The following is a 15,842-nucleotide window of genomic DNA, read 5'->3' as shown; positions in this document are numbered from 1 at the left end:
AAACGTAGGAAGTGCCTATGCTAGCGCAAAGCAGCCGGGATCAGTGCTTGTGCAACGCCCCATAAAGCTCGGGACGACGGTCCAGCAGGTAGCGATTGGCCGCGCGTGAGTCGACCATCAACTGCCGATCGAGTGTGCCCACGATCAGCGCTTCATCCAGACTGGCCTGGGCAATCCGCTGGCCATCCGGCGCGGCGATGCTGCTTTGCCCGCAATACTGGATCTCGCCTTCCTGCCCGCAGTAATTGGCGTAGGCCACATAACACTGGTTTTCAAAAGCCCGCGCCCGCACGGTCACATCGGCGACGAAATCGAAGGGCACCATATTGGCCGTCGGCACCAGGATCAACTCCGCCCCGGCCAGCGCCAGGCGCCGGGTGTTCTCCGGGAATTCCAGGTCATAGCAAATCAGGAAACCCAGCTTCCAGCCGTTCAATTCCACCAGCGGAAAATCATCGTCCCCGGCGCTGAACATCGAGTTGTCGAGGTCGCCAAACAGGTGGGTCTTGCGGTAGTTGCACAGGCGTTGGCCGTTGGCGTCTATCAACTGCACGGCGTTGTAGATCTGCCCGTCTGCACCGCGCTCCGGATAGCCATACAGAATCGCCACGCCCGAGTTTTTCGCCAGCGCGGCGATGGACTGTGCGGATGGGCCGTCCTGGGTTTCAGCCAGGGCGCCGACCGCTTCCACGCCGATGTTATAGCCGGTGAGAAACATCTCCGGCAGTACCAGCAGGTCGGCGTCGGTGGCCTCTTGCGCCAACTGATGCAGGCGCTTGAGATTACCGGCCACGTCCAGCGGCAAAGGTGGGCATTGATACAGGGCAACACGCATGGGCAACTCCTTACTCGGGCAGTGCGATTGGCCCGATCTCGTCGAACACATCCCCCGGCCCCGGGTTCTGCGGGTGAGTGCTGCCACCGAAGTGAGTCATGATGCCCCACACCGCGTTCAGCGAGGTTTGCACGGCACCTTCGACCCACGCAGGCGTCCAGGACACGTCGTCACCGGCAATGAAAATACCGCGTTGCTCCGCCGGCATGTCCTTTTGCATGAAGTGCGCGTACATCCGTTGGTTGTAGCGATAGTGACCGGGAAGTGCGCCTTTGAAAGCGCCGAGGAAATGCGGGTCTGCTTCCCATGACACGGTGATCGGATCGCCGATGATGCGCGCGGCGATATCGACTTTCGGGTAGATCTTCTTCAGCGCATCCAGAGCCAGTTTCACGCGTTTCTCGATGGGTTGCGGAAGCATTTTCAGCGCATCGCTCATCCAGGAGTAGGACAGGCAGATCACCCCCGGCTTGTCGTCGCCGTTGTCGAACAGATAGGTGCCGCGGGTCAGGCGATCCGTCAGCGTCATGCTCATCAGGTCGCGGCCGGTTTCCGGATCCTTGTCCTTCCAGAATGGCCGGTCGACCATCACGAAGGTCTTCGACGACTGCATGTAGCGGGTGCGGTCCAGGGCCATCCACATCTTTTGCGAGAACAGGGTTTCGTCGCACTCGATCTGGGTGGTCAGCAGCCAGCTCTGGCAGGTGGTCAGCACGGCGGCGTATTCGCGGGTGTCACCGTAGTTGTCGGTGACGGCGAAACGGCCGTCCGGCGCGTGGGCAATGCGCTTGACCCCGGCCCGTGGCGCACCGTTGTGCAGGGAACTGAGGCTGGTGCCTTCGGGCCAGTGGGCGCAACGCTCCGGCACATGGCGCCAGATGCCCATGGGCACTTGGGCGACGCCGCCGACCACCAGATGCTGGTGATCGTCGCAGTTGGTCATCACCACGCGGAAGATTTCCAGCATCGAGTTGGGGAAGTCCGAGTCCCAGCCGCCGGTGCCGAAACCGACCTGGCCGAACACTTCGCGGTGATGAAAGGACAACTTGGCGAACGCTTTGGAGGTCGCCACGAAGTCGTAGAAGGTGCGGTCGTCCCACAACGGAACCAGCGTATTCCACAGCTCTTTCAGGCGCGGTACGTCACGGTCGCGGATGGCTTGCTGGATATCGGCGAACTGCGAGCCGGCTTCCAGGGCGTCGGCCCAGGCGTCAGCCACTTCCTGGAACAGTGCAGGAAGGTCAGCGAGTTTCTGTGCGTAGTGCGTCTGGCCTTCGAGGTCGATGACCGTGCTGCCGGAAGCCGGCGTCAGCGGGTTGGGGAAGGGTTTGGTCTCCAGCCCGAGCTTGTCTACATAGTGGTAGAACGCGGTAGAGGACACCGGGAAACGCATGCCACCCAGTTCCGCAATGATGCCTTCGGCGCCTTCAAATGCCTGGGAGCGCAGGCGGCCACCCATTTTCGAGGCTTCATACACCACGGGTTTAAGGCCCAGCTTCATCAACTCATAGGCGGCTACCAGACCGGCAATCCCGGCGCCGACGATCGCCACTTCGGCGCCGTGGTTGGCTGCCGGAATGCTGCCCAGGCCCGCCGGATGCTCGATCCAGTCATCAAAGGCAAACGGGAAGTCCGGGCCAAAGATGGTGATCGGCTTTTTACCGGTGGCGGGGTGGCGATTGGTCTTGCTGATGGTGCTGGAAGGAATGCTCATGGCTGACCTTGCTGGCGGCTCGGCGGGGCGCGACCCGCTGAGTATAGGAAAAGATGGCAGCCATTCTAGGGAGCGTAGCGTTCGTTAATAAGACGCAATGTGTCGTCGGATTGAATTGTTTTTAGTCAGAATGACGAGCTTGCTGGTCAGATTGGTTGTCCGCGATCCAGTTTGTTACTGAGGATGATCGAGGTGGTGGTCTTCTCCACGCCATCGACGCTGCCGATCTGGTCCAGCAGTTGATCCAGCTGTTCCGGCGAATCGGTGCGCAGCCAGGCCACGTAATCGAACTCGCCGCTTACCGCACATAACTGCTGAACCTGCGCCATGGTACTGATCCGGCGCAGCACTTCCTTGCCGGAGCGCGGTTGCACGGTGATCCCCACGTAGGCCTGCAAACCACCGTCCACCACCCGCTGGCTGAGGCGCACGCCATAGCCGGTAATCACCTGGGTTTTTTCCAGGCGCGCCAGGCGTGAGGTGACGGTGGTGCGCGCGATGCCCAGTTGCCGGGCAAGCATGGCCACACTTTCACGCGCGTTGATCTGCAAGGCGGCGATCAACTGGCGATCGATTTCATCGAGGACGGGAGGGTGAGAGGCGGGCAAGGTGTTCTCCGGCGCGGGCATCAATGGGCGAGCATGTTACAGGCTCGGTCCTGGCGATACTGCCCGCCCGGCCGGGAATTTATTTTCGCCGCTGATCGAACACATTATTTTGTGCCAGATTGTGAAAAGTAACTGTTTGGTACATTATTTTGCGTTAGGTATACAGGAAGGACGTTTGCGCGATGAATAACTTTGGAGCTGCTACCGGCAGCAGATGGTTGCTGGTTGGGCTGGGCCTGCTGATCGCCTTGATCGGCCTGGGTTTGGCAGGCGGTGGCGGTTACCTCGTAGTGCTGGGCGGCAGTTGGTATTTCCTGCTGATGGGCCTGGCGATGCTGGTCTCTGGTGTGCTGATCGCCAAGCGCCGGCCTCAGGGAGCATGGCTGTACGCCGTGGCATTGGTGCTGACTGCGATCTGGGCGGTGTGGGATACCGGTCTGGAATACTGGCCGTTGGTTTCGCGAGTCCTGACCTTCGCCGTCATCGGCCTGGTAGTCGCGCTGATTTATCCACAGCTCGCCCGCGCTTCCGGATCGACACCCGGGCGCGGCGCCTATGGCGTTGCCGGGCTGCTGGGCCTGGGCGTGGTCGCCACCCTGGCGTACATGTTTGTACCGACCCACGTGGTCAAGGCCAGCAGTGAGCCTGCGGTGACTGCGGTAACGCCGGGCACCGAGCAAAAAGACTGGGCCCACTGGGGCAACACCACCGCCGGCAATCGGTTTGCCGCGCTGGACCAGATCAACAAAGGCAACATCGACAAGTTGCAGGTGGCCTGGACCTTCCACACCGGTGACATCCCCGAGAGCAATGGCGCCGGTGCCGAAGACCAGAACACCCCGCTGCAGATCGGTGACAGCGTTTACGTGTGCACCGCCTACGGCAAAGTGTTTTCCCTGGACGCCGATACCGGTGCCCAACGCTGGAAATTCGACCCCCAGGGCAGCGGCCCCAACTGGCAGCGTTGCCGTGGCCTGGGTTATTTCGACAGCAGTGCCAGCGAGCAACCCGCCGGCGCCAAAGCCTGTGTGAAACGTCTGTTTCTGCCGACCGGCGATGCCCGGTTGATTGCGATCAATGCTGAAACCGGCGCGCCTTGCGAAGACTTCGGCGACCACGGCACCGTCGACCTGAAGACCGACATGGGCGAAGTGAAGCCCGGTTATTACCAGCAAACCTCGACGCCACTGGTGGCGGGAAATGTTGTGATCGTGGGTGGACGCGTGGCGGACAACTTCTCCACCGGCGAACCGCCAGGCGTGGTGCGCGCCTTCGACGTGCACAGCGGCGAACTGGTGTGGGCCTGGGACCCGGGCAACCCGAACACCACCAAACGCCCGCCTGCGGGCGAGACCTACACCCGTGGCACGCCGAACGTGTGGTCGGCCATGTCCTACGACGCCAAGCTCGGCCTGGTCTACCTGCCTACCGGTAACGCCACCCCGGATTTCTTCGCCGGTGAACGTACCGCCTATGACGACAAATGGAGTTCCTCCATCGTCGCCCTCGACGTGAAGACCGGCCAGGTGCGCTGGCACTTCCAGACCACTCACCACGACCTCTGGGACTTTGACCTGCCGGCGCAACCGCTGCTCTACGACATTCCGGACGGCAACGGCGGCGTACAGCCAGCACTGGCTCAAGTCACCAAGCAAGGCGAGATCTTCCTGCTCAACCGCGAAACCGGCGTGCCCATCGCCCGGGTCGAAGAGCGCCCGGTGCCTCAGGGCAATGTGCCCGGCGAGCGTTATTCGCCGACTCAGCCGTTCTCGGTGGACATGCCTTCGATCGGCAATCAGCAGCTGACCGAATCCGACATGTGGGGCGCCACGCCGTTTGACCAACTGATGTGCCGCATCCAGTTCAAGGGCATGCGTCACCAGGGCGTCTATACGCCGCCAGGCCTGGACCGCGCGCTGCAATTCCCGGGCTCCCTGGGCGGAATGAACTGGGGCAGCGTGTCAGTGGACCCGAATACCCACTACATGTTCGTCAACGACATGCGCCTGGGTTTGGCCAACTACATGATCCCGCGCGACAAGATCGCCGCCGGTGCCAGTGGCATCGAAATGGGCGTGGTGCCGCAAGAAGGTACGCCGTTCGGTGCGATGCGCGAGCGCTTCCTCTCGGCGGCGGGCATTCCGTGTCAGAAGCCGCCGTTCGGCACCCTGTCGGCCATCGACCTGAAAACCCACAAGCTGATGTGGCAAGTGCCGGTGGGCACGGTTGAAGACACCGGGCCGCTGGGCATCCGCATGCACATGCCGATTCCAATCGGCATGCCGACCCTCGGCGCGTCCCTGGCCACCCAGTCCGGCTTGCTGTTTTTCGCCGGCACCCAGGACTTCTACCTGCGCGCTTTCGACACCGGCAACGGCAACGAGATCTGGAAATCACGGCTGCCGGTGGGTAGCCAGTCGGGGCCGATGACCTATGTTTCGCCCAAGACTGGCACGCAGTACATCGTGCTCACCGCCGGCGGCGCGCGACAGTCGCCGGACCGTGGGGACTATGTGATTGCCTACGCGTTGCCCAAGAAATAGGGCCTGAAAAAGCCGCACGGATGTGCGGCTTTTTTTTTGCGTCTCAGATCGCGTCAGCCAGCAGGCATCGGGCAAAGAGTTGTGGCACCGGGAGGTTGCGCTGGCTATAGCGGCTCAGCAGGATGATTTCCCGGTGAAAGGTCAGTTCGCCCAGCGGGATGACGCGAACCTGTGGCGTGCGATCCAGCCATAGCCCGGCGTGGGGAACCAGTGAAACGCCCAGGCCGCATTCGACCATTTTGACCAGCGCCTCAATCTCGTCCAGTTCCAGCGCCACTTGCACGTCCAGCCGCTGATCCCGCAGAAAGCGACTGACCAGCCGCCCGCCAAACGAAGCCCGGTCGTAGCGCACGTGAGGATGAGCGGCGAGCAGTTGCAGCGGGTCATCCCCCTCGACCTTCAGCGGCGCGATCAACACAAACGGCTCCCTGCGCAGCAGTTGCACGTGCAGTTCCTTGGGCAAGTCAAAGGGTGGGCGAATGATGATCGCCGAGTCGAGTTCGCCTGCATCCACCTGGCTGAGCAGCTCCAGGGAAACTCCCGGCACCAACTTGCACTCCACCGTCGGCGCCGCCTGGCGCAAACGCACCAGGGCCTGGGGCAGCAGGCCGGTCTGGGCGGTGGTGATGGCGCCGACCTTCAACTCGCCCCTGTACTCATTGGCATCCACCGGCACAGCCATGCGGTTGAACGTCTCGAGAATCTCCCTGGCCAGCGGCAGCGCGCGGATCCCCGCCGCGTTCAGCGTGGCCTGGCGCCCGGTTCGGTCGAACAACTGCACGCCGAGCACCTGCTCCAACTGACGGATCTGCGCACTCACCGCCGATTGCGTCAGCCCGATATGCATGCCCGCTGCGGCGAACGTGCCATGGCGGGTAACGGCGATAAAGGTTTTCAGTTCCCGCAGCATGGGCGTCTCGATTGATCAAAATAATTTGAGCTCGCTGCGAAAATTATCGTCTTTCCATCGGTTACGGCAAGGCTAGACTCGCAAGGACTTAATACCCATAGAGGTTAAACCTGATGGCACTGGCTCCTTTTCACCTGGCAATTCCGGTATTCGACCTGGCGGCAGCGCGGCAGTTTTATGGCGAGGTGTTTGGGTTGGAGGAGGGACGAGCCAGTGATCACTGGGTCGACTTCGACTTCTTCGGGCATCAATTGGTGATTCATGAGCATCCGAAAACCGCTTCTCAAGAGGCGGCGCACACCAATGCGGTAGACGGTCACGACGTGCCGGTGCCGCATTTTGGCGTGGTGTTGAGTTGGGATGATTGGCATGCGTTGGCGGAGCGTTTGCAGGCGCGCAATACCCAGTTTGTGTTGGAACCGCATATTCGTTTCAAAGGCCAGGTGGGCGAGCAGGCGACGTTGTTTCTGTTTGACCCGTGCGGCAACGCGCTGGAGTTCAAGGCGTTCAAGGACATTGGGCAGTTGTTTGCCAAATGAGGGCGCTTTGATGAATGGCCTGGATGCAACGGGCATCGCCGTGGCGGTGGGTTCGGGGGCGATTACGCCGGCTTTGGTTGCTGAACACTTTCTTGCGCGCATAGGTGTCGACGAACCAGATATCCAGGCGTTTGTATCCTTCGACGCTGAGGCGGTGCGCGAGCAGGCGTTGCAGCTTGAAGGCTGTTCCGGTCCGCTGGCGGGCTTGCCCGTGGGGGTCAAGGACATCTTTGATACCGCCGACCACCCAACGGAATTCTATTCGCCGATTTACCTGGGTAATCGTCCATCGCGGGATGCCCATGTGGTGACGCTGCTACGACAGGCGGGCGCGATCATCATGGGCAAGACCCACACCACCGAATTTGCCTACATGCACACAGGGCCGACGCGTAATCCGCTCGATCTGTCCCGCACGCCGGGTAGCTCCAGCGCGGGTTCTGCTGCGGGGATGGCGGCCGGGTTTTTCCCGTTGGCGTTGGGTACCCAAACGGCGGGGTCGTTGCTCAAGCCTGCGGCTTATTGCGGGTTGTTTGCCTTCAAACCGTCGCTTGGACTGGTCTCGCTGGAAGGCGTGAAACCCCTGGCGCCGAGCTTCGATACGGTGGGTTGGTATGGGCGCTCGGTGCGTGATCTTGAGCGGGTGGCGCAGGTGTTGATTCGAGGGTTTCCGGCTGTTGAGGTCGGTCGTCGGCCTTTGCGGCTTGGTTTCTGCCGTACTTCTCGCTGGTCGGATGTGCAGCCGGTGGTGGCCCAGGCGATTGAGCTAGCGATAGCTAGGTTGGGGCCTCTTGTCAGTGAAGTCGTGTTGCCCGAGGCGTTCGACGGAGTATTCGACGATCACCAGTTGATCAACGATTGCGAAGGTGCCCGTTCATTGGCCAAGGAGTTTCAGTCTCATCCCGAACTACTCAGCGACTCGACGTTGGCCATGATCGAGCGCGCCCAGACGACGAGTTGGGAGCAGGAGTCGGCAGCCAAGGCCCGCTTGGTACAACTGGCCCCGCAGCTTGCGCAAATCTGCCAGCCGTTTGATGCGATGTTGAGTGTTTCCTGCGGGATGCTGGCGCCGGTGGGGTTGGCGACCACGGGCCCGTCGGACTTCATCAAGTTCTGGGGCGCGTTTGGCTTGCCGCAGGTGAATGTACCGGTGATGCGTGGGGAAGGGGAGTTGCCGGTGGGGTTGCAGGTAATTGGGGCGTTTAGAGGGGATGCGCCGTTGCTAGGTACGGCGCAAGTCATTGTTAATGCGTTGGTAAGCTGAGAGTCAGTCAAGGCACAAAAACTGACATTAGTTCGCTGGCGAAGCGGCGATAGGCGTCGTCATCATATTCTTCGCATGAGCCCGTTCAGAAATGAGCGGGCTTTTTTCATTGGTGTGTCCTGTGTGTATAAAAGATGCTGCAGGATACCTTCGGTGTGTAAGATACACACTGTGGAGCGGGCGCGATGAGAAGCAGAGAGGTAATTGACTTGCTGATGGCGGATGGATGGTTTGAGGTGGCGGCGAAAGGCAGTCACCATCAATTCAAGCACTCAACCAAGCCCGGCCGGGTGACGGTTCCTCATCCTAAATCAGAGATAGCCAAGGGGACCTTGCACGGCATTTTGAAATCAGCAGGCCTGAAGTGATGACCGTAGGTTATGTGGTGAATGATCCCGCTGCGGCTCATTCAAAGGAGGAAAAATGAAATTTCCAGTGGTGATACACAAAGACGCTGATTCAGATTACAGCGTGACCGTCCCGGACGTGCCAGGTTGCTTTTCTGCGGGCACAACCTTTTCCGAAGCTCTGGATAATGTCCGCGAAGCTTTAGCGCTGCACCTCGAGGGATTGGTTGCTGATGAGGAGCGGCTTCCTCAGGCTAGAGAGGTCGACGTCCATTTGGAGAATCCGGACTTTGCGGGTGGCGTGTGGGCGGTGATCGACTTTGATCTCACTCCTTACCTGGGCAAGTCAGTCAGGTTCAACGCCTCACTGCCTGAGCAACTTTTGAATCGTATCGATGAGCGAGTGCAAAAAGACCATCGCTATGCCTCGCGCTCTGGGTTCCTGGCGACGGCGGCTTTGCGCGAACTTTCCGTTTGATAACGGGCCGGTAGAGCACGCAGTACAAAAAAGGCTTACACCGCAAAGCGTAAGTCTTTCTTTTATTCGAGGAGGTGTGATCAGCGAGACTACGACCCCTTGCACACCTTCGCAGCGGCAGCATCGTTCGGGATAAATGAATCCGGCGCGCCCGGCTTCAGCACCACGTACCCTCGCCGCCACGGTTGATCGTCCACCAGATTCCAGCGATGCCCTGTGCCGGTGTTGTCTTCGGCGATCAGTACTTCACCCGGATGCAACGTGAACTTCTCACCGCCGCGTGTCACGAACGCCAGGGTGCCGGACAGCGTCATGACGTACTGTGGCTCCGGGTCGTTATGCCAGCTATACGAGGAATGCGCCGCCGTTTGCTTGAAGTGAATGGCGGTCACGTCGTTGCGCATGCTCTGGTCGATGGTGCCTTCCAGTACATGGGAGTTGTTGTCGGCGCCGGTGCAGAGCTTGAATGCCTTGATGGAGTCAGTGGCGGCGGGGGCGGCTTGTGCGCCGCTCAAGGTGGCGAGGGTGATTGCGACGGTGGCTGCGGCACGCAGGCCCAGGATGTGGATTGCGTTGCGCGGCGAGCGTTTCTTCTGAGGCATGGAACAAGTTTCCCTCGTGCTGGAGTGGCGTTGACTGGGAGTCATGGTCTTCGCCGTCGCCGTTCGGGACAACTAACTAATGTTTCATTGCTGCACGACTCACGCGCCAGAAACGACAAAGCCGCGCAATGCGCGGCTTTCAAGATGGTGGGCCCAGTAGGACTCGAACCTACGACCAAGGGATTATGAGTCCCCTGCTCTAACCAACTGAGCTATAGGCCCTCAGTAGGCCGCGGATTATAGCGATGGTTTCTTCGCTGTGCCATCCGAAAAGTCCGAAACGCTCATACGAAGGAACGTAGCGGCGAAAAGGTCCGGCGGCAGCGGCAGGCTGACGATGTAGCCTTGCATCTGCTCACAACCTTCAGCCGCCAGAAACGCTTGCTGGGCCGGCGTTTCTACGCCCTCGGCAATGATGGTGAATTGCATGCTGTGCCCAAGGGCGATGATGGCGCGCACGATCGCCGCATCGTGTGGGTCGTCGGGCAGGCCACGGACGAAGGATTGGTCGATCTTCAGGAAGTCCAGCGGCAGGCGTTTCAGGTAGCTGAGGGACGAATAGCCGGTGCCGAAGTCATCAATGGCCAGTTGCACGCCCAGATGCTTGAGCTGGTGCAGCACCTCCAGCGCCTCTTCGGCCTGGCTCATGATGAAGTTTTCGGTGATCTCCAGTTGCAGGCAGCCAGGCTCCAGGCGGTTGTCCCGCAGCAGTTGCTCGATGCGCGCCAGCAGGTTGGGGTGGCGCAGTTGCGCGCCGGCGAGGTTGACGGACAGCGGGCCGAAGTCATCAAAAATTTCTCGCCAGTCGTGCATCTGTCGGCAGGCCTGCTCCAGTACCCAGTCGCCAATCTGCAGGATCATGCCGTTCTCTTCGGCCAGGGCAATGAAGTGCTCGGGCGGCACTTCGCCGAAGGTGGGGTGGCGCCAGCGAATCAGGGCTTCGGCGCCGATCAGTTGTTGGGTGTCGAGGCTGAGTTTCGGCTGGTAATAGAGAGACAATTCGTCGCGCTCGATCGCTCGGCGCAGTTCGTGTTCCAGGGCCACGCGTTCGTTGGCTTGCGCGGTGAGGTCCTGGGTGTAGCTTTCGACGCGGTTGCGGCCTTTGGCCTTGGAGCGGTACATGGCGGCGTCGGCGTTTTTGACCAGGGTGGCGACGTCGTTGCCGTCCCGTGGGTACAGGCTGGTGCCGATGCTGGCGCTGATGAAGAACTCATGCTCCCCCGCCTGGAACGGTGGGGTGAAGCAGGCCAGCAGCTTATTGGCCAGGTGTTCGGCGTCGCTGGCTTGTTGCAGGCCGGGCAGCAGGATGATGAATTCGTCACCGCCCAGGCGGGCGACGGTGTCGACGTCTCGCAGTTGGTCCTTGAGGCGAACGGCGATGTCCTTGAGCAGCAGGTCGCCAATCGGGTGGCCGAGGCTGTCGTTGATGTGTTTGAAACGGTCGAGGTCGAGGAACAGCACGGCGCCCTGGCTGCCGGTTTCCTGTTGGTTGTTGAGGGCGGCTTGCAGGCGGCTTTCAAACAGGGTGCGGTTGGGCAGGCCGGTCAGCGGGTCGTGGTGGGCCTGGTAATCGAGGCGCGCCTGGGCGTGCTTGAGGCTGGAGATGTCGGCAAACACGGCGACGAAGTGGGTGATCGACTCCTCGCGGTTGCGCACGGCGCTGATGGTCAGCCAGCTGGGGTACAGCTCGCCGTTCTTGCGCCGGTTGGAGATCTCGCCTTGCCAGTGGCCGTTGGCCGTCAGTTGGTGCCACATGGCCGCGTAGAAGGCGCTGTCGTGCAGGCCCGAGGCAAGCAGGCGCGGGGTTTGGCCGAGGGCCTCGGCTTCGCTGTAGCCGGTGATCTCGCTGAAGGCGCGGTTCACGGCGCTGATATTTTGCCGGGTGTCGGTGATCAGTACGCCTTCGGCCGTGCTCTCGAACACGGTGGCGGCCTGTTGCAGTTTTTCCTGCATCAGTTGGCGTTCGGTGATGTCCCGGGCGATGGTCAGCATGCAGTCGTCGTCGCCGATGGGCAGCGGGCGGCTGGAGACTTCACACAGGCGAATTTCGCCGTCGCTGCGGCGGATGTGGCAGACAAAGTCGCGGACAAATCCATCCCGTTGCAGCCGCTCCAGCATGTCTTTGCGTTCGTTCAGGTCGACCCAGATCCCGAGGTCCAGGGTTGACTGGTCCAGCGACATCACGCTGTTGAAGCCGGTAATTCGACTGAATCCTTCGTTGACCTCAATCAGCAAACCGTCGCTTTGGCGGGACAACAGCAGGCCGTCGGGAGAGGCATGGAAGGCCTTGGCGAATTTCTCTTCGGAGGTTTGCAGCCGCTGCTGGGTTTCTTTCAGCTGGGTGATGTCACGCACCACCACGACCAGAGCTTCGGTGGTATCCAGTTGAAAGGGTTCGGCGGAGATCAGTCCGGTGAAGGCCTGGCCGTTGCTGCGCAGGAAGGGCATTTCCAGGTTGCGGATGCTGGTGGTCTGTACCCGTTGCAGCAGGCCGGGGCCTACGCCCTGGATGCCCCAGATATTCAGTTCAGTGGCGGTTTTTCCTACGACTGCTTCGGCGCTCAGGCCGATCTGGTCTTCGAATGCCTTATTGACCTCCATCAGGCAGCCGTCCGACAGCCGGGCGATGACCAGGATGTCCGGGCATTGCTGGAACACAGAGGCGAATTTCTGTTCCGAAAGCTGCAACGCTTCCTCGGTGCGCTTGGCTTCGCTGATGTCGATCATCAGGCCGCGCAGCACGGGCTCGTGGCCGTGTTCGATCAGGCTGACGATGTCCCGCACCCACAGGCAGCGTCCATCGGCGGTGATCACCCGGTAGTCGACACTGTGGTCGCGGTTGGCCCGGGTTTCGGCGTAGCAATAGGATTCGGTGCGGGTCAGGTCCGCGGGGTGGATGATGTTGCGCCAGAAGCCCGGGATCAGCCAGTGGGCACGGGGGTAACCCAGCAGTTCCTCGGCGTGGGGCGACACGTAGCTGTAGGTGAAATCGCTGATGCTGGCTTCCCAGGCGATCGCGGAAAGGCTCTCCACCAGGCCGCGATAGTGGTATTCGCTGCTGCGCAGTTCCTGTTCGAGGGCGACCCGGCGGGAAATTTCCGAGCTGAGCCGACGATTGATCCGAATAACCACGGCCAGCACGATGCTCAGCAACAGCACGGCAGGCAACCCGTAGAGCAGCACATCCGTCCAGAGCGTCCGGTGGTCGATGACGTTGCCGACCCAGCGCTGCTGGATGGCCTCGGTCTCAGCCGGGCTGATGTCGGCCAGGACTTTATCGAGGATGCCCACCAGCATCTTGTCGTCCTTGGGTACGCCCATGGCCAACTGATAGCGGTAAGGCGTTTCGCCGCTGATGTACAGGCCTTCCAGCTTGAGTTGGCGCAGGCTCCACACGCTGGACGCCAGATCGCCCACTACGGCGTCGACCTTGTCGGTGGCCAGGGCCTGCAGCGTAGCGCTGACATTGGGCATGGCCACCAGGTTGAGGTCCGGGTGGTGAGTGCGCAGCAGTTCATGGGGCGCGTAGTTTTCCACCACGGCCACCTTCAACCCGTACAGGTCTTTGAGGCTGCGTGGTTGCGGGCCGCCTTCGTGGGCGAGGATGACGATGGGGAAGTCGAGATAAGGCCGGGTAAACGACAGGAAACCCTGGCGTTCCGGTGTGGACATGATGCCCGGCAGCAGGTCGAGCTGGTTGTTGCGGGCCTGTTCCAGCACGGCGCTCCAGTTCACCGGCTCGATCAGTTTTATCCTGACGCCAAGGCGATCCTGCATCAGCCGCACATAATCAGCGGCCAGGCCCTGGTAGCGACCATCTTCATCGCGGTATTCAAAGGGTGGCCAAGAGGCGTCGACGCCCAGGCGCAACTCTTGGTGGTCCGCCAGCCAGCCACGCTCTTCATCGGTGAGAGTCAACGCGCCAGCCGTTGCGGTCCAGGTCAGCAGCGACAGCAGTAACACGGTCGGCAATCTGGGCATAACGGTCTCGTTATGGCACGGGGAATGTTTCGAGTGTAGACGGGCATTGCGGGGGAGGGGAGTCAGCGAGGATTTAATCTGTAGAAGCAAAAACCCCGGCCTGGGCCGGGGTTTTTGTGATCACTCGTCGAGGAAGGAGCGCAAATGCTCGCTTCTCGTCGGGTGGCGCAGCTTGCGCAGCGCCTTGGCTTCGATCTGACGAATCCGCTCACGGGTAACGTCGAACTGCTTACCAACCTCCTCAAGGGTGTGGTCGGTATTCATGTCGATGCCGAAGCGCATGCGCAGTACCTTGGCTTCACGGGCAGTGAGGCCGGACAGTACGTCGCGAGTCGCTTCTTTCAGGCTCTCAACGGTAGCAACATCGATTGGCGACTGCATGGTCGAGTCTTCGATGAAGTCACCCAGATGGGAGTCTTCGTCATCACCGATCGGGGTTTCCATGGAGATCGGCTCTTTAGCGATCTTCAATACCTTGCGGATTTTATCCTCAGGCATTTCCATGCGTTCGCCCAACTCTTCCGGGGTCGGTTCGCGACCCATTTCCTGCAACATCTGCCGGGAAATACGGTTGAGCTTGTTGATCGTCTCGATCATGTGCACCGGAATACGGATGGTGCGGGCCTGGTCGGCGATCGAGCGAGTGATCGCCTGACGGATCCACCAGGTGGCATAAGTCGAGAACTTGTAGCCGCGACGGTATTCGAACTTGTCCACCGCTTTCATCAAGCCGATGTTGCCTTCCTGGATCAGATCGAGGAATTGCAGGCCACGGTTGGTGTACTTCTTGGCGATGGAGATCACCAGACGCAAGTTCGCTTCAACCATCTCTTTCTTCGCGCGGCGGGCCTTGGCCTCACCGATCGACATGCGACGGTTGATGTCCTTGATCTCGGCAATCGTCAGACCGGTTTCGGTCTGCAATGCAGTCAGCTTCTGCTGGCAACGAACGATGTCGGCCTGGAAGCGACCAATGGCTTCAGCGTATTTGCTTTTGCCTTTGGCCAGTGCGTCGGTCCAGCTTTCGTCGACTTCGTTGCCCGGGAACTGGCGCAGGAAGTCGGCACGCGGCATGCGCGCATCACGGACACAGAGCTGCATGATCGCACGCTCTTGTGCACGCAGACGCTCAAGGGCGCTACGAACCCGCTCAACCAGGCCTTCGAATTGCTTCGGTACCAGTTTGATCGGCATGAAGAGTTCAGCCAGGGCCAGCAATTCAGCAGTTGCCTGCTTGCTGCCGCGACCGTGCTTCTTCAGGGCCTTGCGAGCCAGTTCCATCTGATCGGAGACCGCGCCAAAGCGCTGCGCTGCGATGATCGGATCCGGACCGCTTTCGACTTCTTCTTCGTCATCGGTGCTGGCTTCAGCTTCGTCGTCGTCGGTGTCGTCGTCTGCTTTCGCAGCCTTGGCATCGATCGGTGGCGGAATTTCAGCCGCAGGTGGCGCAATGCCGTCGTCCGGGTCGATATAACCGCTCAGGACGTCGGACAGGCGGCCACCTTCGGTGGTGACGCGAGTGTACTCGGAGAGAATGTGGTCAACCGTGCCTGGGAAGTGCGCGATTGCGCCCATCACTTCACGGATGCCCTCTTCGATACGCTTGGCGATTTCGATTTCGCCTTCACGTGTCAGCAGCTCTACCGTACCCATTTCGCGCATATACATGCGCACAGGGTCAGTCGTGCGACCGATGTCGGTCTCGACCGCTGCCAACGCGGCGGCTGCTTCTTCAGCGGCTGCCTCGTCGGTATCGGCGTCGGCCAACATAAGGGCGTCCGCATCCGGAGCACTCTCGTGTACGGGGATCCCCATGTCATTAATCATGCGGATGATGTCTTCCACCTGCTCTGGATCTGAAATATCCTCAGGCAGATGGTCGTTGACCTCTGCGTAAGTCAGATACTTCTGCTCACGACCAAGGGTGATCAACTCTTTGATACGAGACTGCTGTTGCGCTTTTCCGGACATAACACCCTATCCACTGAAGGTCTTGGCGGGCAAAAAACAAGCCGAGGATT

12 protein-coding genes and 1 tRNA gene are annotated in these 15,842 nt (G+C 60.6%); 5 read left to right on the top strand and 8 right to left on the bottom strand.

Annotation, left to right across the window (positions count from 1 at the left end; genetic code table 11):
• Nucleotides 1–40: 40 nt before the first annotated feature.
• From V6607_RS30105 to V6607_RS30095, 3 genes are all read right to left on the bottom strand, one after another.
• Nucleotides 41–835, bottom strand: coding sequence for a carbon-nitrogen hydrolase family protein (locus V6607_RS30105; RefSeq protein ID WP_134327418.1), 795 nt, complete (start codon nucleotides 833–835; stop codon nucleotides 41–43).
• 10 nt (nucleotides 836–845) lie between these two features.
• The gene (locus V6607_RS30100; protein WP_032899288.1) at nucleotides 846–2,528 is read right to left on the bottom strand and encodes an NAD(P)/FAD-dependent oxidoreductase; all 1,683 of its coding nucleotides are present in this window, start codon (nucleotides 2,526–2,528) and stop codon (nucleotides 846–848) included.
• Between the two features lie 167 nt (nucleotides 2,529–2,695).
• On the bottom strand, nucleotides 2,696–3,178 hold the full coding sequence (locus tag V6607_RS30095; protein ID WP_134327417.1) for an Lrp/AsnC family transcriptional regulator: 483 nt from the start codon (nucleotides 3,176–3,178) through the stop codon (nucleotides 2,696–2,698).
• Nucleotides 3,179–3,339: 161 nt separating this feature from the next.
• Between V6607_RS30095 and V6607_RS30090 the strand changes: the two genes are divergently transcribed.
• Nucleotides 3,340–5,700 (top strand): glucose/quinate/shikimate family membrane-bound PQQ-dependent dehydrogenase, encoded by a 2,361-nt coding sequence (locus V6607_RS30090; protein ID WP_134327416.1) that lies wholly within the window; start codon nucleotides 3,340–3,342, stop codon nucleotides 5,698–5,700.
• Nucleotides 5,701–5,743: 43 nt separating this feature from the next.
• On the opposite strand, the gene V6607_RS30085 is transcribed toward V6607_RS30090, so the two are convergent.
• Nucleotides 5,744–6,610: a LysR family transcriptional regulator gene (locus V6607_RS30085; protein WP_134327415.1), complete on the bottom strand. Its 867-nt coding sequence runs from the start codon at nucleotides 6,608–6,610 to the stop codon at nucleotides 5,744–5,746.
• A 113-nt stretch (nucleotides 6,611–6,723) separates the two neighbouring features.
• On the opposite strand from V6607_RS30085, the gene V6607_RS30080 reads away from it, so the two are divergent.
• The 4 genes from V6607_RS30080 (at nucleotide 6,724) to V6607_RS30065 (ending at nucleotide 9,238) form a co-directional block, all read left to right on the top strand.
• Nucleotides 6,724–7,149 carry a VOC family protein gene (locus V6607_RS30080; protein ID WP_003211024.1) on the top strand — a complete coding sequence of 142 codons (426 nt, stop codon included), beginning with the start codon at nucleotides 6,724–6,726 and terminating at the stop codon, nucleotides 7,147–7,149.
• Nucleotides 7,150–7,159: 10 nt separating this feature from the next.
• The gene (locus tag V6607_RS30075; protein ID WP_134327414.1) at nucleotides 7,160–8,413 is read left to right on the top strand and encodes an amidase; all 1,254 of its coding nucleotides are present in this window, start codon (nucleotides 7,160–7,162) and stop codon (nucleotides 8,411–8,413) included.
• Nucleotides 8,414–8,598: 185 nt separating this feature from the next.
• Complete coding sequence (locus tag V6607_RS30070; RefSeq protein ID WP_134327413.1) at nucleotides 8,599–8,781, top strand: type II toxin-antitoxin system HicA family toxin; 183 nt, start codon at nucleotides 8,599–8,601, stop codon at nucleotides 8,779–8,781.
• Nucleotides 8,782–8,836: 55 nt separating this feature from the next.
• Complete coding sequence (locus V6607_RS30065) at nucleotides 8,837–9,238, top strand: type II toxin-antitoxin system HicB family antitoxin (protein ID WP_003211020.1); 402 nt, start codon at nucleotides 8,837–8,839, stop codon at nucleotides 9,236–9,238.
• A gap of 89 nt (nucleotides 9,239–9,327) precedes the next feature.
• Here V6607_RS30065 and V6607_RS30060 read toward each other — a convergent pair whose 3' ends face one another.
• From V6607_RS30060 to rpoD, 4 genes are all read right to left on the bottom strand, one after another.
• The gene (locus tag V6607_RS30060; protein ID WP_134327412.1) at nucleotides 9,328–9,840 is read right to left on the bottom strand and encodes a cupin domain-containing protein; all 513 of its coding nucleotides are present in this window, start codon (nucleotides 9,838–9,840) and stop codon (nucleotides 9,328–9,330) included.
• Nucleotides 9,841–9,985: 145 nt separating this feature from the next.
• Nucleotides 9,986–10,062 (bottom strand) — tRNA-Ile (locus V6607_RS30055).
• 15 nt (nucleotides 10,063–10,077) lie between these two features.
• Nucleotides 10,078–13,821 carry a bifunctional diguanylate cyclase/phosphodiesterase gene (locus V6607_RS30050; protein WP_134327411.1) on the bottom strand — a complete coding sequence of 1,248 codons (3,744 nt, stop codon included), beginning with the start codon at nucleotides 13,819–13,821 and terminating at the stop codon, nucleotides 10,078–10,080.
• 120 nt (nucleotides 13,822–13,941) lie between these two features.
• The gene (gene rpoD / locus V6607_RS30045) at nucleotides 13,942–15,792 is read right to left on the bottom strand and encodes an RNA polymerase sigma factor RpoD (protein WP_003211014.1); all 1,851 of its coding nucleotides are present in this window, start codon (nucleotides 15,790–15,792) and stop codon (nucleotides 13,942–13,944) included.
• Nucleotides 15,793–15,842 lie beyond the last annotated feature (50 nt).

It is taken from the genome of Pseudomonas sp. KK18 (assembly GCF_037094675.1).
Taxonomy (GTDB): Bacteria; Pseudomonadota; Gammaproteobacteria; order Pseudomonadales; family Pseudomonadaceae; genus Aquipseudomonas.
Note: the sequence above shows the minus strand (reverse complement) of the source record. Positions and strands in the feature narration are given on the sequence as shown.

Coding starts and splice junctions, on each gene's coding strand:
- V6607_RS30105 (WP_134327418.1), bottom strand. CDS start 835: ATGCGTGTTGCCCTGTATCAATGCCCACCTTTGCCGCTGGACGTGGCC.
- V6607_RS30075 (WP_134327414.1), top strand. CDS start 7,160: ATGAATGGCCTGGATGCAACGGGCATCGCCGTGGCGGTGGGTTCGGGG.
- V6607_RS30070 (WP_134327413.1), top strand. CDS start 8,599: ATGAGAAGCAGAGAGGTAATTGACTTGCTGATGGCGGATGGATGGTTT.
- V6607_RS30085 (WP_134327415.1), bottom strand. CDS start 6,610: ATGCTGCGGGAACTGAAAACCTTTATCGCCGTTACCCGCCATGGCACG.
- V6607_RS30090 (WP_134327416.1), top strand. CDS start 3,340: ATGAATAACTTTGGAGCTGCTACCGGCAGCAGATGGTTGCTGGTTGGG.
- V6607_RS30065 (WP_003211020.1), top strand. CDS start 8,837: ATGAAATTTCCAGTGGTGATACACAAAGACGCTGATTCAGATTACAGC.
- V6607_RS30080 (WP_003211024.1), top strand. CDS start 6,724: ATGGCACTGGCTCCTTTTCACCTGGCAATTCCGGTATTCGACCTGGCG.
- rpoD (WP_003211014.1), bottom strand. CDS start 15,792: ATGTCCGGAAAAGCGCAACAGCAGTCTCGTATCAAAGAGTTGATCACC.
- V6607_RS30060 (WP_134327412.1), bottom strand. CDS start 9,840: ATGCCTCAGAAGAAACGCTCGCCGCGCAACGCAATCCACATCCTGGGC.
- V6607_RS30095 (WP_134327417.1), bottom strand. CDS start 3,178: ATGCCCGCGCCGGAGAACACCTTGCCCGCCTCTCACCCTCCCGTCCTC.
- V6607_RS30050 (WP_134327411.1), bottom strand. CDS start 13,821: ATGCCCAGATTGCCGACCGTGTTACTGCTGTCGCTGCTGACCTGGACC.